The organism is Kitasatospora sp. NPDC040550 (assembly GCF_055594965.1).
In genome coordinates, this window is sequence record NZ_JBVIWC010000001.1 from 267514 (window position 1) to 284572 (window position 17059).

A 17059-nucleotide genomic window follows, 5' to 3' on the forward strand; every position below is an offset into this window, starting at 1 on the left:
GAGGTGCCCCATGGGCGTGCCAGCCGCCCGCATCGTGTTCGACGAGAACGACCGCGCGGCCGTCGCCGACGCCGTGACCGAGATGCTCACCACCGGCGCCCTCACCCTCGGTCCGTGGACCGAGCGGTTCGAGCAGGCCTTCGCCGCCGAGCACGGCGCCTCGCACGCCGTCGCGGTGAGCAGCGGGACGGCCGCCCTGGAGATCGTCCTGCGCGGCGTCGACGTGCGCGGCCGCGACGTGGTCGTCCCCGCCGTCACCTTCTACGCCACGGCCGGTGCCGTCGTGCACGCGGGCGGCCGCCCGGTGTTCGCCGACGTCGACCCGGCCACCCTGGCGCTCTCCCCCGAGACCCTGGCCGCCGCCCTCACCCCGGATACCGCAGCCGTCGTACTGGTCCACATCGGCGGGCTCGTCACGCCCGACGTGGACGCCCTGCGCGAGCTCTGCGACCAACGCGGCATCCCGCTGGTCGAGGACGCCGCGCACGCCCACGGCAGCAGCCTGGGCGGCCGCGCCGCCGGGACCTTCGGCCTGGCTGGGGCCTTCTCCTTCTACCCGACCAAGGTCACCACCAGCGGCGAGGGCGGCATGATCCTCACCGAGTCGCCCGAGCTGCGCGACGAGGCGAGGATCCACCGCGACCAGGGCAAGGGCTCCTTCGGCACCAACCACCACGTCCGGCTCGGCTACTCCTGGCGGATGAGCGAGCTGCACGCCGCCGTCGGCGCCGTGCACCTGCGCCGGCTCAAGGAGTTCATCGAGACCCGCCGGGCCGTCGCCCGCCGCTACGACTCGGCGCTGGCCGACGTCGACGGCCTGCGCCCGGTGCTCGAACCGCCCGGCAGCCGCGGCAACTACTACAAGTACGTGGCGCTGCTGGCGCCCGGCGTCGACCGCGCCGCGTTCAAGCGGGCGGTCGCCGAGGAGTACGGGGTGCGGATGTCCGGCGAGGTCTACGACCTGCCGCTGCACCTCCAACCGGTCCTCGCCCCCTACCGGGGCGGTCCGCTGCCCGTGGCCGAGGACGTCTGCGCCCGGCAGGTCTGCCTGCCGGTGCACTCCGACATGACCGAGGACGAGACGGAGCTGGTCATCGAGGCCGTCTCCACCGTGCACCGGCGGATGGCCGGCTAGTCGGCCATCCGAACAGCCGGACAGCCGGACCGAAAGGAGCAAGACCGTGCGGATAGCCGTCACCGGGGGCTGCGGGTTCATCGGCTCTCACGTCGTGGACCACCTGATCGCGGCCGGCCACGAGGTCCTCGCCGTGGACACCACCGACAAGTACCTCAACCCCGACGCCGAACACGCCCGCCTCGACATCCTCGACCTGCCCGCCCTGACCTCGGCGCTGGCCGGCAGCGAAGTGGTCTACCACCTGGCCGCGATGGCCGACGTCGAGCAGGTGTCCGCCGACCCCGTCCGGGCGGTGCGGACCAACATCGACGGCACCGAGGCCGTCCTGGAGGCCGCCCGGCGCAGCGGACTGAGCCGCACCGTCCTGGCGAGCACCGTCTGGGTCTACGGAGCCGCCCTCACCGACGATCAACTCGACGGCGGAGAGCAGGAGTTGGACGAGCACGTGCCGATCGAGCTGGAACACAGCGGACACCTGTACGTGGCCACCAAGCTCGCCGCCGAGATGCTGGTGCACAGCTACCGCGAGCTCTACGGACAGCACTTCACCATCCTGCGCTACGGCATCCCGTACGGTCCGCGGATGCGCGACGAACTGGTCGTCGCCCGATTCGTCCAGGCCGCGCTGGAGGGGCGGCCGATCACCATCGCCGGGGACGGCCGGCAGAGCCGCAACTTCGTCTACGTCGAGGACCTCGCCGACGCCCACGTCCGCGCCCTCTCCCCCGCCGCCGAGGACCAGACCTTCGCCCTGGAGGGCTCCACGGCCGTCTCGGTGCGCGACATCGCCGACACCGTCGACCGGCTGCTCGGGCCGGTCACCATCGAGCACATCGACGGGCGCAAGGCCGACTACACCGGGCGGCGGATCTCCTCCGCCCAGGCCAAGCGGCTGCTCGGCTGGTCGCCGAGGACCAACTTCGCCGACGGCGTGCACCGCTACGCCGACTGGTACCGGGCCGGCACCACCGCACCCGCCGCCGGCTGACCGGGACCGCCCGATGCCGCACGCCCTGCTGGTCTCCGGCTCGCTCGGCCAGGGCCACGACGTGATGGCCCAGGCCTGTGCCGACACCCTGCGGGAACGCGGCTGGAGCACCAGCACCGTGGACGCGATGGCACTGCTCGGGCAGCGGTCGGGCGCCGCCGGGGAAGCCGTCTTCCGGCGGCTGCTCGACCTGCCCGGGGTCTACGACGCGTTCCACTTCTCGGCGCTGCGACCGGGCGCCCGGCTCGCCCTGCTCGCCGACGCGGCCGCGCGCAGCCGACTCGTTCCGGCGCTCGGCGCGCTCGTGCGGACGCAGCGGCCGCAGCTGGTGGTCTCGGTGTTCTCCACCGCCACCTCGGCGGTCAACCGGCTGCCGGGGCGGGAGTTCCGGCACTTCGTGTTCTGCACCGACGTCACCCCGCACCGGCTCTGGGTGCAGGACGGCACCGACCTGTTCCTGGTCACCTCCGAGGTCGCCGCCTGCGCCGTGCGCCGCTACCGGCCCGACGCCGAGGTCGCGGTGCTGCCCGCGCCGCTGCGCCAGCCGTTCTACCGGCCGCCCGGCCGGGCCGAGGCGCGGGCCGACCTCGGCGTGCCGGCGGACGCCGGATGCGTGCTGCTGATGTCCGGCTCCTGGGGGCTCGGCCCGATCGCCCGCACCGCCGCCTCGCTGGCCGCCGCCGGACCGCACGTGCTCGCCGTGGCCGGGCGCAACCAGGAGCTCGAACTGCGGCTGCGGGCGGCCGCCCGCCGGGAACCACGGCTGCACGCCTTCGGCTACACCGACCGGATCCCGGCCCTGATGGCCGCCGCCGACCTGGTCGTCACCAGCTCCGGCGACACCTGCAGCGAGGCCCGGGCCCTCGGCCGCCGGCTGCTGCTGCTCGACGTCGTCCAGGGCCACGGGCGGGACAACCTCCAGCACGAACTGGAGCTCGGCCACGCCGACGTGGCCACCGCGCGCCCGGCCGAGGTGGTCCGCAACGCGCTGGCCGCGCTGGGCCGGCCGGAGCCCGACCCCTCGCCCGGCGCCACCCCGGACGCCTGGCGCAAGGGCTTCGGGGCGGCCCTGGACCGGGTGGGGCTGGGGTGAGCGCCCCTCAGCCGGCGTGGGCCTCGGGGTTCACCGTGCAGAAGAAGACCCGGCTGTGCTCCCGGTCGAAGTAGAACGCCCCCGGGTACCGGCCGTGGGTGACCGAGCGGTCGTAGTCCTCGCTGTGCAGCCAGGTTTCCTGCCGACCGTCGTTCAACTCCCGTACCAGCACGTCCGGGACGCCCTGACAGCCGAGCGGCCCCGGCTGCCACCTCCCGGTCCCGGTGATCGAGGCGAGCGTGGCGGGCTCGATCCCGGCGAAGCCCTCCACGCTCACATCGGTCGGGCCCGGTACCGACGCCCGGGAGTCACCGGCCCGGCCGCCCAGCACCGTGCCGACCCACGTCGCCCCGGACCGCCGGCCGAGGAGCAGCCCGCGACGAGCGCCCCCGCGACCGCGACCGGCAGCACGGACGCCAGGGCCACCGGCCCGACGCGGACACCGACGCTCTTCGACAACGCTTCGACCCCCGCCTGGAACTGCCGGCCGCACTGCGGCGCGGCCGGACGACTTCAAGGAAGGGTAAAGCGTCGGCAAGGCCCTGGTCCAGGCGCTTCCCGGGGCAGGCCCTAGCTCGGGAAGTAGTTCGGGCCCTGGGTGTCCTGGGCGGCGGTGCCGGAGAAGGAGGTCGGGCCGGTGCCGAGGACCTCGCTCCGGGCGGTGGCGGTGGCGGTGGCGGTGGCGGGAGCGCCGGCAGTGCCGAAGCGGTCCGGACCGGCCTGGGCCCGGGCGTTGTCGTCCGGCGCGGCGACTCCGCTCAGGGCCGCCGTGACGATGCCGGCCGCCGCGATCGCGTGGGCCAGTCCGCCTGACCAGTCGGGCATGGGTGCCTCCCCCGTTGTCGGCGCGCCCGCCCCCGTGGTGGACGCGACCCGCCGATCGTCCCAACTACCGTGCGCCGCGGGCAAGGGGTGGGACGGCGTGGTTCCGCAGCGGGCCGAGGGTGAGGGCGCGGGCGCGGCAGTGGGCGGCGATCAGCGGGAGGGCGGCCAGGGTGGCGCGCCAGGAGTCCGGGGCGGAGGTGCAGTCGGAGTCGTGCAGCAGGAGGGTGGCGCCGGCGGTGAGGCCGGGGCGGGCGGTGGCGTAGACGGACTCGCCGGTGGCCTCGGCCGTCCAGTCCCGACCCCAGGCCGTCCACAGCACGGTGCGCAGACCCAGCCGGCGGGCGGCCAGCGCCGGACCGGCCGTCAGCACGCCGTACGGCGGGCGGTACCAGTGCGGGCGGGCGCCGCACAGTTCGGTCACCGCCTCGGCGGCTCGGCGCAGTTCGCGCAGGTCGCGGGCCGGGGCCGGGTACCACTGCTGCCGGTGGTGCCAGCCGTGCACGGCCACCTCGTGGCCGCGCAGCACCAGTTCACGGCCGAGGTCCGGGGCCCGTTCCAGCATCCCGCCGAGCAGGAAGAAGGTGGCGCGGGCGCCGAGTTCGTCGAGGGCGTCCAGGACGTACGGGGTGCTGCGCGGGTCGGGGCCGTCGTCGAAGGTGAGGGCGAGGTGGCCGGGGGCGGTGCCGTACCCGGCGGTGCGGCGGGCCAGGGTGCGGCGCAGCGGCGGCAGGCGGACCGCGGCCGGGGCGAGGTGCAGGAACTCCAGGCCGGCCGCGAGGGCGAGGGCCGCGCCCGCCCAGGAGGCCTGGGAGGCCCGGGAGGCCCGGGGGCTCACCCGAAGCGGGCGGCCATCCGGCGGAACACGCCGGGTGCGACCCCGTGGATCCGGGCCGGGAAGCCGAGCCAGTGCGGGACGTAGAGGCGGTCCCGCTCGGTGGTGATGGTCGCGACCACGGTGTCCGCGACCCGCTCCGCCGAGACCGGGCGCGGGCGTTCGCGCTGGTACGGGGTGCCGCGGCGGTCGAAGAACGGGGTGTCCACCGCGCCGGGCAGGACGAGGCGGACGCCGACCCCGGTGCCGCGCAGCTCGTACCAGAGGCTCTCGGCGAACATCGTCAGTCCGCCCTTGGTGGCCGAGTAGCCGGACTCGTCGCGCACGCCGACCTGGCCGGCCATCGAGCCGAGCAGCACGATCCGGCCGTGCCGGCGCTCCAGCATCCCGGGCAGCAGCAGCCGGATCAGGCGCAGCGGGGCGGCCAGGTTGACCTCGATCATCCGGTCGAGGATGTCGGACGGGGTGTCGGCGAAGGGGCCGCGCCAGCCGAGGCCGGCGCTGGCGACCAGGACGTCGACCCGCCCGGTGGCGGCGAGCGCCGCCTCGGCGAGGCGGGCGGCGCCGTCCGGCTTGCTGAGGTCCTCGGGGAGGGCGACGCCGCCGGTGCGCTCGGCGAGGGCGTCGAGGCGGGTGCGGTCGGTGCCGGAGAGCAGGGTCCGCCAGCCGGCGTCGGCCAGCCGGGCGGCGGTGGCCAGGCCGATGCCCGAGGACGCGCCGGTGATCAGGGCGACGGGGGGGCCGGCCGGTCCCGAACGCCGGGTCCGGGCCTGGGCGTCCTCCGACGTCGCGGCTTCCTCCGTCATCGCGCACCTGCCGGGTCCGTGGGCGTTCTGCCGTCCTTTTTGTCCGGCAAGTCACCTTCGCACGGCGGAGTCGTCCGGGCTACCGGGGCGGCACGGCGGGCTGGGCCTCGGCGTCCGGGTGCGGGGCCGACGGTTCGGCCGGGCCGCCCTCCAGTTCGCCGAAGCGGGACAGCAGGAACGTGCCGCCCACCGCGACCGCGAAGCCCGTCAGCGCGCACCAGGCGAACCCGGGGCGCGCGGAGTCCCCCAGCGACACCACCCCGACCAGGGCCGGGCCGAAGGTCTCGGCCACCGTCCCGGCCGCCGTCGCCGCCGTCACCGTGCCGCGCTGCAGCGCCAGCGCGTACGCCAGGTAGCCGCCCAGCCCGCCGACCGCCAGGGCGTACGCGGCCGGATCGGTGAGCACGGCGGTCAGCGTGGAGGCGTCCAGGACCCGCACCGCGAGGCTGGTGATCCCGAAACCGACGCCCGCCAGCAGGCCCAGACCGGCCGCGGCCGGGGTGCCCTCCCGGCGGACCAGGACCAGGGTGGCGAGCAGCATCACGGCGGTGGTCGCCAGCAGCGCCCAGTGGAAGGCCGCCGGGGCGTACTCCCGGCCCTCCTTGCCGGAGCCCAGCGCCAGCAGACTGAGGCCCACCACGACGGCGGCGATGCCCGCCGCGTCGCCGCGGCGCAGCCGCGCGCCCAGCAGCCAGACGGCGGCCAGGGCGGTGACGGCGAGGCTCGCGTTGGTGACGGCCTGCACCAGGAACAGCGGGAGGCTGCGCAGGGCGACGATGCTCAGCACGAAGCCGAGGATGTCCAGCAGCGTCCCGAGGATGAACTGCCAGGACCGCAGCAGCGCGGCCAGCAGCCCCGCCCGCACCCGGTCCGCGCGCGGCGCCGACCGCGCCCCGCGCGCCTGGAACACCGCTCCGAAGCCGAAGCAGACGGTGGCGACCAGCGCGGTGGTGAGTCCCAGCAGCATGCGTCTCCCTCGCGGGGCGGCAGCGGTTCACCACTCAGTCTGGGCCCGGCGCGGCGGCGGCGCACGGGTGGACGGCCGAGGGCCGCCGGGGCGGACGCGCGAGTGCGCGGGAGTGCGCGGGGAACGCTTCGAGGCGTCCCCCGAGTGGGTGAAGGGGGCGGCGGTGCGCCCCGGTGGCGTCGCCCGGGCACGCCCTGGACCCGCGGACGGCTGTGGTCAGGGCCGCAGGGCCACGCCCGCGTAGGCGGAGGCGTCGGAGGCCGAGACGGCCGGTTCGTCGGGCACCGGCCGCCAGTGCGGGGTGGGGACGACACCGGGTTCGAGAAGCGTCCAGCCGTCGAAGAAGCGGACGAACTCCGCGCGGGTGCGGGCCTGGGCGGCGGTGCCGGCGGCCTGGTAGATGCCGGTGATCCGGCGGATCTCCTCGGGGGCGAAGTCGGGCGTGACGTGGGTCATCACCAGGGCGCTACCGGGGGCGAGCACGGACTTGAGGTGTTCGACCAGCTCGTGGGCGCCGTGGGCGTCGGGGACGAAGTGGAGCAGCGCGTTGAGGGAGAGCGCGACCGGGCGGGTGAGGTCGATGGTCTCGCGCAGGCCGGGTGCGGCGAGCAGGGCGTCCGGGTCGGTGGCGTCGGCCTCGACGTAGGCGGTCCGGCCCTCGGGGGTGCCGGTGAGCAGGGCCTGGGCGTGGGTGAGGACGATGGGGTCGTTGTCGGCGTAGACGACCCGGGCCCCGGGCCGGACGCTCTGGGCCACCTCGTGGAGGTTGGGCGAGGTGGGGATGCCGGTGCCGATGTCCAGGAACTGGTCGATGCCCGCCTGGGCGAGGGCTCGGGTGGACCGGTGCACGAAGGAGCGGTTGGCGCGGGCGGCCTCGCGCAGCCAGGGGGCGATGGCGAGGACGTGCCCGGCGGCCTCGCGGTCGGCGGCGAAGTTGGTGAAGCCGCCCAGGTAGTAGTCGTACATCCGGGCCGAGTGCGGCACGTTCAGCCGCAGGTCGACCCCGTCGTAGAGGCTCATGGCCCTTCCCCTCGGCTCCGTGGACACCGTCCGATTGCTGCCCACCGCTTCCGGGAGCCAATCGTCCTCCGGTCGACCCGCTTTCGCACGGAATCAGATGGGATGACAATCTGTATTCGCTTTGCAGCCTGGAGTGACGGGCCTGATGGAATGAGGATGGGCGCGGACAGCCCGACCCTCGGGTGGCCCGGTGCGCAGCCGACGGCCACGGAAAGCAGGCTCGATGACGATCGACAGGGGTGCCCCCGCGCGCGGGTACCGGGGAGGGACGGCGGTGGAGCACGCCGGCGCCGCAGGGGCGGAGCGGATGGCGGTGATGGAACCGGGCCTGCGACTGGACCTCACCTACGCCGCCTTCTGCGAGACCCACGAACCCGCCTGGCACGCCCTCGCGTTGACCAGGATAGGAAGCCAGGCCGACGCCGTCCTGGTGGTCGAGGCGGTCAAGGCCGACCTGGCCCGCTGCTGGCCCCAGGTGCTGCGGTTCGAGGAACCGGCCGCGTACGCCTGGCGGTTGGCGAACCGGCACGTTGGGGACTGGGTGTCGGCCGAGGAGCCGGTCGAGGTGGAGGCGGTCACCTTCGCGGCGGTGATCGGGGCCTTCAAGCAGGTCGCCGACGGGCTGCTGCACAGCGAGGCGGACGAGGTGCGGCTGTACGCGGCGATCCTCGAACTGCCGGACCGGCAGCGGGACGTGGTGATCCTGCGCTACCTGCTGGGCCTGCACGCCAAGGTGATCGCGGCGTACCTGGGACGGCCGGTGGCCACGGTGCACTCCAACCTCCGGCACGCCCGGGAGCGGTTGGCCCGCCGGCTCGGGGTGGGTGAACTGCCGGACCGCGGCGGCGAAGCGTGACCGCCGACGGGGTGGAGCGTCCCGGCGACGGAGCGGGAGCGGCGGGAGCAGCGGGCGCGGCCGACGGGGAGCGGGTAGCGGGCGGGGGGCGCGCGGTGTTCCACGTGCCCCGGTCCGAACGTGCCCACGCCGAGCGGATCGCGGCCCTGCGGCAGGCCCGGGTCACCGCCGCCCCGGCCCACCTGCCCACCGAGCACGAGCAGGCCGCCTTCGAACTCGGCCTGGTGGTCGCCCTGGTGCTGGGCGCGCCGTGCGCCTCCCGCGGGCTGGACCTGCTGGTCAACGCCCGCCGGATCCAGCCGGAGGGGGCCGAGGTGTTCGGCGCCCTGCTGTACGCCACCGGCAAGGAGGAGGGCGCCGAGTTCTGGTGGCGCTTCGCGGCCGGCTCGGGCAGCGGGACCGCCGCGTACTGCCTCCACCTGCACCACTTGAAGCTCGGCGAGACCGACGACGCCGACTACTGGCGGGCCTGGTCCGAACAGTTGTCGACGGCCGAACGCCCGCCCGGGCCGCGGCCGTTGCGGATGAGCCGGCCACTGCTGCCGGAGGACGCGCGGCGGGACATCCTCGCCCGGGTGCACCGGGGGCTGGCCCCCCAACTGCCGCCCGCGCTGGTCGCGGTGATCGACCGGCTGCCGTTGCAGGACGGGGACGAGGAGGAGGTGCCGAACCCCTGGGGGCTCACCTCCGGCGCGGCCTCGGCGTACGCCCGGGACCTCTCCTGGGCGTGCGGCGAGGAGGAACCGGAGGACCGGCGGGACCCGTTGGGGTGACGACCACCGCCGGCGCCGCGGTCCCACGTTCAGGTGAGCGCCGCGAACCGGGCGACGACCTCCGGGTCACGGCCGCTGCCCGCGGCGAGCCGCTCGCCCTCCGGGCCGAGATGGCGGATCCGGTAGTGCTGCGGCGCCATCGCGGTGTCCCGGCCGGGGAGTGCGGAGACCACGGCGCGGTGCACGTCGGCGGGCGTCAGGTGGGGGTCGGCGGTGGCCAGGTCGACGGTCAACCTGCCGTCCTCGACGGTGACTCGGCAGGCGGGGCGGGAGCCCGGAGCGAGGCCGGGGCCTGGTCCGTGGGCGAGTCCGGAGCGGTCGCCGGAGCCGTCGCCGTCGTCGGGTTCGGTGTCCAGGCCGGTGTCCAGGCCGGTGTCCAGGCCGGTGTCGAGTGCGGCACCGACCAGGCTGCGGACGGCCGCCAGGTCGATCCGGGCCCCGTCGACGAGTTGCCAGTCACCGCCGCCCGCGTCGCCGGCGGCGGCCGGCGGGCCGGGGGCCTCGTCCAGGTCGGCGAGCGGGACGGGCCCCTCGGCAGCCTTCGCGAGCAGGGCGAGCAGGGCCCGGGCGAAGCGCTCGGTCTCCTCGGGGTCGAGCACCTGGGGGCAGGAGATCAGGGCGAAGTCGAGGCTGCCGGTGATCCGCAGGATGGTGAACATCAGCCGGACCGGCAGCGGCGGGGCCGGCAGCGGGGTGAGTTCGGGGTCGGCGGTGGCCGCCGGCTGGGCGTCGGCGACGGCGGCCGGGATGGTGAGGCTCAGGTCGTTGACGACCACCTGGCGGGCGAACCGGGAGCCGCGCACGTGCGCGGCGTCCTCCACCAGCTGCCAGACCTGCTCGGCATCCAGCACACTGTGCCAATAGGCGCTCAGCGAGGCGGACTTGGTGCGCCCGATCAGCTGGTCGAGGTCGGCCGTGCCGGTGTCGAGCAGGATCAGGGCGTCCTGGGCGAGGGTGCCGACGTGGTCCAGCAGTGCGGCGCGCTGACGGTTGGCGGAGAGCGCCGAGACGGCCAGCTCCGCACGCCCGGCCCGGTGGGCGACCAGGGCGGAGAAGGCGGCGAGCAGCACGACGGAGGGGCTCGCGCCGGTGCGGCGGCAGACCGCGGCGAGGTCGGCGGCCGCGGTGCGGGAGCGCACCATCAGGGCGGCGGGACCGCTCGGCGGGCCGGTGATCCGGGAGTCGGCGAACACCACCTGCGGGCCGCTGCCCAGCACCCGGGCCCAGTGCCGCAGCGCCCCGGCCGCCCGGCGGCGGCCCTGCGGGCTCTGTTCGGCGGCGGCGATCTGGATCGGCGTCGGGGCGGTGACCGGCGGGAGCTCCTGCCCGGCCGCGAGGGCGTACCAGTCCTGGATCAGCAGCGCGGTGGCAGCGCCGTCGGCACCGGCGTGGCAGACCACGGCGATCAGCCGGAGCAGCCGCTGCCCGTCGGCGAGCAGGGTGAAGCGGATCCTCGGCACGATGTCCAGCGGGACCGGCACCGCGACGTCGGCCTGACCCAACTCGGCGGCCAGTGAGTCGAGTTCATGGTCCGACAGGCCGCCCGCCTCGACCACGGTGACGGCGAACCGGCCGTCCCCGCGCACCACCTGGCTCACCGGGAAGGCGTCCGGGCCGGGGCCGGGCGGGAAGGAGGTGCGCAGCGACTCGTGTCGCTCGACCAGCAGCCGCAGCGCGTCCAGGCCGGCGGCGAGCGAGGTGCCGGGCGGCACGGGCCAGACCGACTCCTTGTTGATCGCCTCGGGGGCGTCGCGCCGGATGCACCGGATCATGTTGTCCTGGCCCCGGGTGAGCGGCCCCGAGCCGCCGCTCGTGGCGGCGAAACGGACGGTGATCCGCCGGTGCGCCCGGGTCGGGTCGTGCGGTGCCGCGCCGTGCGGTTCGACTTTGTGCGGTTCGGGCCCGCCCGGTTCGGCTTCGTGCGGTTCGGCAGCTCGCGGTGCAGCGTTGTGCGCAGTCACGTCGTACGTGCCCTTCGGCTCGCCGGGAAGGTCTCAGCGGGGAGTACGGGCGGACGCTACCAGCGGCCGCCGGTGATCGTCCAGGCGGGCCGACGGTTCGTCAACTCGCTGACCAGACAAGAGAGTTGACCTGATCAGGACAGTCTCCGAGCACCGCGACGGCAGCCCGGTACGGCTCCGGAACGGGCACGTCGCACAGCCCCACCGGACCGGCTCCGAGCGGGCCCGGATCGGCCACCGACAGCGGGGAGGGGCCCGCCACGGACACCCCGAGCGCCTGGACCAGCCGCCCGCCGTACGCCTTCACGCAGGCCTCCCGACGACACCAGAGCACGGTGAACCGGGCCGCCCGCTCGGCCGGTTCGGCCGCCCCCGCGACGAAGCGCGCCTCCTCGGAAGGGAACCAGCGGGCCGCCATCCGCTCGGCGAGCCGGGCCTCCCGCAGCGGCTCCACGTCGACGCCGACCGCCCGGCCCTCGGTCAGGGCCAGCACCGCCAGCGACTCCGCGGCCGACCAGTTCACCCGCAGCCCGTCGGCGCCCGCCGGCTCCGGCTTGCCGTGCCGGCCCCGCCGCCAGACCACCTCGGCCGGGCGGATGCCGAGCCGCGCGGCGACCAGCTCCCGGACGGCGCCACGCACCACGGTGAACCGGCTCCGCCGCACCGCGTCCGCCCTCGCCGCGCGGGCCCGCTCCTCGGCGTCCAGCGTGCGCCACAGCCGGGCGGCCACCTCGGGTGGTTGATCGGCGTCGATCAGCCGCAGTTCGACGGCGGTCACGGCTGGGTCAGGGTGCTGAGCACCCCGAGTCGGCGGTCCAGCCCGGCGACCAGCAGCGGCCGTCGCTGCGCCCGCCACTCGGGCAGCCGCTCGGCGAGTTCCGCCCACGGGCCGGTGAACGGCTGCGCGGCGGGCCCGTCGTCGGCGCCGGTCGCGTCCAGCACCGCCGCCTCCGGGCCCAGTTCCGCCGCCCGCGCCCGGACCACCGACTCCGGACGGTCGGCGGAATCCGCACGGTCGGCGGGTTGGCGCTGCTGCCGCACGGCCAGCCCGGTGCCCGGCTCCTCCTCGCAGACCAGCACCACCGCGGCGTGCCGCCGGGGCAGCACCACCGGCTCGGCCGGCTCGTAGTGCAGCGCGGTCTGTTCGGCGAGCACCACCACCGCCCGGCGGCAGGCTCCGGTGCGGTGGTACTCGGCGGCCAGCCGCAGCGCGGTGAAGGCCGCGGCGCTGCCCTGGTCGCAGACCGCGAAGGCCAGCGGCCCACCGGGGACGGACCGGCTGAGCGCGAGCGAGGACGGTGCACCGGGGCGCACGTCCGGGGTGTCGAAGGCGAGGATCAGCAGGTCCACCGGCTCGTCCTCGCCCACCGCCTCGCCCAGCAGGTCGGCGGCCAGCTCCTCGTAGGAGTGGCCGACGCCCTCGCGCAGTAGGTCCTCGCGCAGCGGCAGGCCGTACGGGCGGACCAGGTCGGAGACGAAGACCCGCAGGTCGGGGTCGAGCGAGGCCTCCGAGCGGCCGTCGGAGCACCGGGCGAGGGCCCGGGTGATCCGCAGTCCGGCCGGAGCAGGCGTACCGGCCGGAGCGGGAGCACCAGCCGGAGCGGGAGCACCGGCCGGAGCGGGAGCACCAGCAGGGGAACCGGGGGGACCGGCGGCCACCCGGTCAGTCCTCGGCGATGAGGTGCCCGGCGACGTAGTCGGCCAGTTTGGTGACCGACCGCAGGTCGTCCTCGGTGATCTGCTCCACGTCCACCTGGATGTCGAGCGACTCCTCCAGCTCCAGGATGAGCTCGATGGTGCCGGCCGAGGTGAGGCCGAGGTCGTCGAACAGGCAGGCGTCCGCGGGGATCTCGGGCAGTTCGCGCTTGAGCACGCGTGGCAGGAGTTCGCCGATGCCGTGCAGGATCCGCTCGCGCAGCTCGGGGTCAGTGGTCTGGACCAGTGGTTCTGACATGGGTGTCCCGTCCCGTCGTGCGTGGGAAGTGTGCTCTGGTTTGACAACGTGGGAAACGCGCCCGGCGGTTCGGGCGGCGGACTGACGGAGCGTCAGTACTGCATCACCATCGCGGAGAAGGTGGCCCCGATGCCGGCGGCGGCGATCAGGTAGTGGTCACCGCGGCGGATCAGCCCCCGCGTGGTGGCGGCGTGAAGATTGATGAGGCTGTCCGCAGCGAAACTGTGCCCGACCGACAGCACGTTGTCCAGCACCACCTGGTCGAGCGGATAGCCGATCCGCCGCGCTATCATCCGCCACGACGCCTGGTTGACGTTGTGCGGAAGCACCGCGGCCAGCTCGGAGAGGTCCAGACCGGCCTGCTGGAGGGCGGCCTCGATCGCCTCCACCATGACGTTCGGGTACTCCCGCTGGTAGCGCGCGAGCAGTTCCGCGTCCTCGGCCAGCCGGCCGTCGAACTCCGGGCGCTGGCGCACCGCGAAGGAGCGCACCCGGTGCTGCGGCCCGTCCGCGCTGACCAGGCAGGCGGCCGCGCCCTCGGCGAAGATGCCGGTCTCCGGCACCACCTGGGCGTCCCTGGTGAAGGTCTTCTCCCCCGCCAGCACCAGGGCGAGGGCCCGTGGGTCGGGATCGCCGGCCAGCAGCCGGCCCGCCAGGTCGATGGCCAGCAGGCCGACCGCACAGGCGTGGTGGGTCACGGTGAAGGCGCTCGCGTGCGCCAGCCCACGGCCGGCGAGCACCTCGTGCAGGGGGTTGAGCGGGTAGGGCACGGCCACCGGCATGCTGCGGGCGTGGATCACGAAGCGGACGTACTGCTCGCGTCCGCGCAGCTCCGGCAGGTCGTCGAGGGTTGCGTCGAGCAGGTCGGGCAGCGTCCCGCCCGGATCCAGCCGCAGCTGGTCCAGGCCGTGGAAGCGGCGGAAGAGACGGAGTTGACGTGGGGTCAGGCCGATGCGCTCGCCCACCGCCTCGATGGGCACGGCGTGTGGGGGGAGGTGAACGGCCACTGCCTCCAGTGCGGTCACGCGGGCTAGTATTCCGACGCCCGCCTGGTCGCACAAGTGATCTCGGGCCCTTCTCCTGCGCGACCGCCTCCCCGGGCTCCCCCCGGAACCGCCCTCCCCGGCCGCCGGCACCCCTTGCCGACGCCCTTCGCCGGGCCGCTCCACGGGGGCCGCCGCGCAACCCCACTCCGCACCGTCGACCGGACGGGAGAACCTCCCATGTCAGACCGTGAACCAGCCGTCCCCGCGCCGCCGTTGAACCGGGTGTTGGCCGCCCTGCTGGCCGAGGTGGCCGGCGCGCCGCCCACCTGGGCGGACCGGCTGACCCCGGACGCCCGCCTGGACGGCGACCTGCTGCTGGACGAGTGCGAACTCGCCGAGCTGGCCGTCCGGCTGCCCGAACGCTTCGGCCCCGCCGCCGACCTGGCCGCCCTGCGGGCCGGACTGGACCTGGCCGCCCTGGAGGCACTGACCGTCGCCGACCTCCAGGCCCTGCTCCCCGAGGAGGACCGCCGGTGACCCGGTTCCTGCTGGTGATGCCGCCGCTCACCGGACACGTCAACCCGGCCGCGGGCATCGCCGCCGAACTGACCGCACGCGGTCACGAAGTCGCCTGGACCGGCACGGAGTCGGTGCTGCGCCCGCTGCTCGGCCCGGCCGCGCGGGTGCTCGGCACCGGCACCCGGGCCTTCCGGGCCCAGGGCGGGCACGGCCTGGCGGCGCTGCGCTCGCTCTGGGAGGGCTTCATCGTCCCGTACGCCCGGTTCACCGCGAAGCCGCTGGACACCATCGTGCGGGAGTACCGGCCGGACGTGCTGCTGGTCGACCAGCACACCCCGGCGGGCGCGCTGGTCGCGCACCGGCACGGCCTGCCGTGGGCGTCCTTCGCGCCGGGGGCGATGGAACTGGGCCGCCCGTACCGGGCGTTGCCGCAGGTCGAGGCGTGGATGACCGGGCTGCTGCGCGGCCTCTGGGAGCGGGCGAAGCTGCCCGCCGAGGAGTACCTGGACCCGCGCTTCTCCCCCGCCCTGGTGCTGGCCACCACCGGGCCCGCCCTGACCGGGAGCGCCGCGCCGCCGCACCACGCGCAGGTCGGTCCGGTGCTCGCGCCGCGCCCGCACGATCCGGACTTCCCCTGGCAGCGCCTGCTGCCCGGACGGCGGCGGGTGCTGGTCACCATGGGCACGCTGGCGGGCGGGCTGGGCGCCGACTTCCACGCCCGGGCCGTCCGGGCGCTGGAGCTGTGCGGCCCGCGGGTGCAGGCGGTGTTCGCGGCGCCGCGCGAGCTGCTGCCCTCGCCCTCCGAACTCCCGCCGCACACCGTGGCGGTGGACCGGGCTCCGGTGCTGGAGCTGCTGGCGCGCGGCGAGCTGGACGCGGTGCTCTGCCACGGCGGGATGAACACCGTGGGCGAGGCGCTGGCGCACGGGGTGCCGCTGGTGGCCGCGCCGATCCGGCACGACCAGCCCTTCGTGGCCGCGCAGCTGGCGGCGGCCGGGGCGGGCCTGCGGGTGCCGTTCGCCCGGGTCACGCCCGAGCGGCTGGCGGCGGCGCTCACCGCCGTACTCGACTCGACGGAGCACCGGGACCGGGCGGTTCAGGTCGGCCGGGACCTGCTGGCGGGCGGCGGCGCGGCGGCCGCGGCGGACCGGCTGGAGGCGCTGGGCCCTCGACGACAGCCCCGGTGAGCGCCCCTTAGCAGAACAGGTGATCACACGTCCATTGGTCTAGGCCATTGTCTCCGGGCCCGGTCCACCCCTAGGGTGTCGCAGCAACACCGCCTTTCCCAGGCGCCGAGCCCGCCCTTTCCCGGGTGCCGTGGCAGCCCATCCCCGTACGGGAGTTCCGGTTGATCGAGACCGCGGGACTGCGCAAGTCCTACCGCAAGAAGACCTCCCGCCGCAGCGGCGAGGACTCCACCGTCGACGCCGTGCGCGGCATCGACCTGTCCGTCGCCGCCGGTGAGATCTACGGCTTCCTCGGCCCCAACGGCGCCGGGAAGACCACCACCCTGCGCATGCTGGCCACCCTGATCCGCCCCGACGGCGGACGGGCCACCATCGCCGGGGCCGACCTCTTCACCGACCCCGCCGGGGTCCGCCGCCGGATCGGCTACGTCGCCCAGGGCGGCGGCACCACCGACACCGTCAGCGCCCGCGAGGAACTGGTGCTCCAGTCCCGGCTGTACGGCGCGGGCAAGGCGCCCGCCGCCCGGGCCGCCGAGGACGCCCTCAAGGCCTTCGACCTGGGCGACTTCGGCGACCGGCCGTGCGCCACCTACTCCGGCGGCCAGCGCCGCCGGGTGGACATCGCCCTCGGGGTCATCCACCAGCCGCGGGTGCTGTTCCTGGACGAACCGACGGTCGGGCTGGACCCGGCCAGCCGGGCGTACGTCTGGGAGGAGATCCGCCGGCTGCGCACCGAGGGCATGACCGTGGTCGTCACCACCCACTACCTGGACGAGGCCGACGCGCTCTGCGACCGGGTCGCCATCGTCGACCACGGCCAGGTGGTGGCCGAGGGCACCCCCGAGGCGCTCAAGCGGGAGATCTCCGGCGACGTCGTGCTGCTCGGGCTCGTCCCCGGCGAGGACGTCGCCGAACGCGCCGCGGCGGTGCTCCGCCCGCAGCCGTACCTGCACCGGCTGGAGGCCAACGGCGACGAGGGGCTGCGGCTCTACCTGGAGGACGGCGCGGCCGCCATCCCGCAGCTGCTGCGCGCCCTGGAGGCGGCGGGCGTCACCCCCGGCACCGTGCAGCTCCAACGGCCCAGCCTGGACGACGTGTTCCTGGCCCGTACCGGCCGCTCGCTGCAGCAGTCCTGACCCAGCCCCACTGCCCTG

19 protein-coding genes are annotated in these 17059 nt (G+C 75.4%); 8 read left to right on the forward strand and 11 right to left on the reverse strand.

The genetic code is table 11. The annotated features are described in order from the left end of the window. Window positions 1-10: 10 nt before the first annotated feature. The 3 genes from ACZ58X_RS01210 to ACZ58X_RS01220 are packed head-to-tail and all read left to right on the forward strand — an operon-like array spanning window position 11 to window position 3219. Window positions 11-1135: a DegT/DnrJ/EryC1/StrS family aminotransferase gene (locus tag ACZ58X_RS01210; protein ID WP_470331566.1), complete on the forward strand. Its 1125-nt coding sequence runs from the start codon at window positions 11-13 to the stop codon at window positions 1133-1135. A 46-nt stretch (window positions 1136-1181) separates the two neighbouring features. Next, window positions 1182-2126, forward strand: coding sequence for an NAD-dependent epimerase/dehydratase family protein (locus ACZ58X_RS01215; protein WP_470331567.1), 945 nt, complete (start codon window positions 1182-1184; stop codon window positions 2124-2126). Between the two features lie 13 nt (window positions 2127-2139). Continuing rightward, the gene (locus tag ACZ58X_RS01220) at window positions 2140-3219 is read left to right on the forward strand and encodes a glycosyltransferase family protein (protein ID WP_470331568.1); all 1080 of its coding nucleotides are present in this window, start codon (window positions 2140-2142) and stop codon (window positions 3217-3219) included. A gap of 7 nt (window positions 3220-3226) precedes the next feature. On the opposite strand, the gene ACZ58X_RS01225 is transcribed toward ACZ58X_RS01220, so the two are convergent. From ACZ58X_RS01225 to ACZ58X_RS01250, 6 genes are all read right to left on the reverse strand, one after another. Further along, on the reverse strand, window positions 3227-3490 hold the full coding sequence (locus ACZ58X_RS01225) for a hypothetical protein (RefSeq protein WP_470331569.1): 264 nt from the start codon (window positions 3488-3490) through the stop codon (window positions 3227-3229). A 299-nt stretch (window positions 3491-3789) separates the two neighbouring features. Beyond that, a complete protein-coding gene (locus ACZ58X_RS01230; protein ID WP_470331570.1) occupies window positions 3790-4044 on the reverse strand; it encodes a hypothetical protein in 255 nt (84 codons plus the stop codon). 64 nt (window positions 4045-4108) lie between these two features. Continuing rightward, entirely contained in the window at window positions 4109-4879 is a 771-nt protein-coding gene (locus ACZ58X_RS01235) for a polysaccharide deacetylase family protein (protein ID WP_470331571.1), read from the reverse strand. Then, window positions 4876-5682, reverse strand: a complete 807-nt coding sequence (locus tag ACZ58X_RS01240; protein WP_470331572.1) for an SDR family NAD(P)-dependent oxidoreductase — start codon at window positions 5680-5682, stop codon at window positions 4876-4878. The genes ACZ58X_RS01235 and ACZ58X_RS01240 overlap by 4 nt, the downstream gene beginning before the upstream one ends. A 79-nt stretch (window positions 5683-5761) precedes the next feature. Beyond that, window positions 5762-6649, reverse strand: a complete 888-nt coding sequence (locus ACZ58X_RS01245; RefSeq protein ID WP_470331573.1) for a hypothetical protein — start codon at window positions 6647-6649, stop codon at window positions 5762-5764. A gap of 216 nt (window positions 6650-6865) precedes the next feature. Next, the gene (locus ACZ58X_RS01250) at window positions 6866-7669 is read right to left on the reverse strand and encodes an SAM-dependent methyltransferase (protein WP_470331574.1); all 804 of its coding nucleotides are present in this window, start codon (window positions 7667-7669) and stop codon (window positions 6866-6868) included. 223 nt (window positions 7670-7892) lie between these two features. Here ACZ58X_RS01250 and ACZ58X_RS01255 point away from each other — a divergent pair, with 223 nt between their 5' ends. Further along, window positions 7893-8525: an RNA polymerase sigma factor gene (locus ACZ58X_RS01255; RefSeq protein ID WP_470331575.1), complete on the forward strand. Its 633-nt coding sequence runs from the start codon at window positions 7893-7895 to the stop codon at window positions 8523-8525. Window positions 8526-8629: 104 nt separating this feature from the next. Further along, window positions 8630-9298: a hypothetical protein gene (locus tag ACZ58X_RS01260; RefSeq protein ID WP_470331576.1), complete on the forward strand. Its 669-nt coding sequence runs from the start codon at window positions 8630-8632 to the stop codon at window positions 9296-9298. A gap of 29 nt (window positions 9299-9327) precedes the next feature. Here the strand turns inward: ACZ58X_RS01260 and ACZ58X_RS01265 are convergent, their stop codons facing one another. The 5 genes from ACZ58X_RS01265 to ACZ58X_RS01285 all read right to left on the reverse strand — a co-directional run bounded on the left by ACZ58X_RS01265 (window position 9328) and on the right by ACZ58X_RS01285 (window position 14238). Further along, window positions 9328-11259, reverse strand: a complete 1932-nt coding sequence (locus tag ACZ58X_RS01265) for a condensation domain-containing protein (RefSeq protein ID WP_470331577.1) — start codon at window positions 11257-11259, stop codon at window positions 9328-9330. A gap of 100 nt (window positions 11260-11359) precedes the next feature. Then, complete coding sequence (locus ACZ58X_RS01270) at window positions 11360-12037, reverse strand: 4'-phosphopantetheinyl transferase family protein (protein ID WP_470331578.1); 678 nt, start codon at window positions 12035-12037, stop codon at window positions 11360-11362. Then, complete coding sequence (locus ACZ58X_RS01275) at window positions 12034-12918, reverse strand: hypothetical protein (RefSeq protein ID WP_470331579.1); 885 nt, start codon at window positions 12916-12918, stop codon at window positions 12034-12036. Before ACZ58X_RS01275 ends, ACZ58X_RS01270 begins: the two co-directional genes overlap by 4 nt. Window positions 12919-12922: 4 nt before the next feature. After that, window positions 12923-13213, reverse strand: coding sequence for a phosphopantetheine-binding protein (locus ACZ58X_RS01280; RefSeq protein ID WP_360243117.1), 291 nt, complete (start codon window positions 13211-13213; stop codon window positions 12923-12925). 92 nt (window positions 13214-13305) lie between these two features. Further along, a complete protein-coding gene (locus ACZ58X_RS01285) occupies window positions 13306-14238 on the reverse strand; it encodes a 3-oxoacyl-[acyl-carrier-protein] synthase III C-terminal domain-containing protein (protein ID WP_470331580.1) in 933 nt (310 codons plus the stop codon). Between the two features lie 198 nt (window positions 14239-14436). Here ACZ58X_RS01285 and ACZ58X_RS01290 point away from each other — a divergent pair, with 198 nt between their 5' ends. The 3 genes from ACZ58X_RS01290 (at window position 14437) to ACZ58X_RS01300 (ending at window position 17041) form a co-directional block, all read left to right on the forward strand. Next, the gene (locus tag ACZ58X_RS01290) at window positions 14437-14736 is read left to right on the forward strand and encodes a hypothetical protein (RefSeq protein WP_470331581.1); all 300 of its coding nucleotides are present in this window, start codon (window positions 14437-14439) and stop codon (window positions 14734-14736) included. Beyond that, window positions 14733-15905 carry a glycosyltransferase gene (locus tag ACZ58X_RS01295; protein ID WP_470331582.1) on the forward strand — a complete coding sequence of 391 codons (1173 nt, stop codon included), beginning with the start codon at window positions 14733-14735 and terminating at the stop codon, window positions 15903-15905. Before ACZ58X_RS01290 ends, ACZ58X_RS01295 begins: the two co-directional genes overlap by 4 nt. Window positions 15906-16066: 161 nt before the next feature. Beyond that, a complete protein-coding gene (locus ACZ58X_RS01300) occupies window positions 16067-17041 on the forward strand; it encodes an ATP-binding cassette domain-containing protein (protein WP_470331583.1) in 975 nt (324 codons plus the stop codon). Window positions 17042-17059: the final 18 nt, after the last annotated feature.

Excerpts from the sequence above, each read along its gene's own strand:
- ACZ58X_RS01210 (WP_470331566.1), top strand. The coding sequence starts at position 11 with ATGGGCGTGCCAGCCGCCCGCATCGTGTTCGACGAGAACGACCGCGCG.
- ACZ58X_RS01220 (WP_470331568.1), top strand. The coding sequence starts at position 2,140 with ATGCCGCACGCCCTGCTGGTCTCCGGCTCGCTCGGCCAGGGCCACGAC.
- ACZ58X_RS01230 (WP_470331570.1), bottom strand. The coding sequence starts at position 4,044 with ATGCCCGACTGGTCAGGCGGACTGGCCCACGCGATCGCGGCGGCCGGC.
- ACZ58X_RS01240 (WP_470331572.1), bottom strand. The coding sequence starts at position 5,682 with ATGACGGAGGAAGCCGCGACGTCGGAGGACGCCCAGGCCCGGACCCGG.
- ACZ58X_RS01245 (WP_470331573.1), bottom strand. The coding sequence starts at position 6,649 with ATGCTGCTGGGACTCACCACCGCGCTGGTCGCCACCGTCTGCTTCGGC.
- ACZ58X_RS01250 (WP_470331574.1), bottom strand. The coding sequence starts at position 7,669 with ATGAGCCTCTACGACGGGGTCGACCTGCGGCTGAACGTGCCGCACTCG.
- ACZ58X_RS01255 (WP_470331575.1), top strand. The coding sequence starts at position 7,893 with ATGACGATCGACAGGGGTGCCCCCGCGCGCGGGTACCGGGGAGGGACG.
- ACZ58X_RS01280 (WP_360243117.1), bottom strand. The coding sequence starts at position 13,213 with ATGTCAGAACCACTGGTCCAGACCACTGACCCCGAGCTGCGCGAGCGG.
- ACZ58X_RS01290 (WP_470331581.1), top strand. The coding sequence starts at position 14,437 with ATGTCAGACCGTGAACCAGCCGTCCCCGCGCCGCCGTTGAACCGGGTG.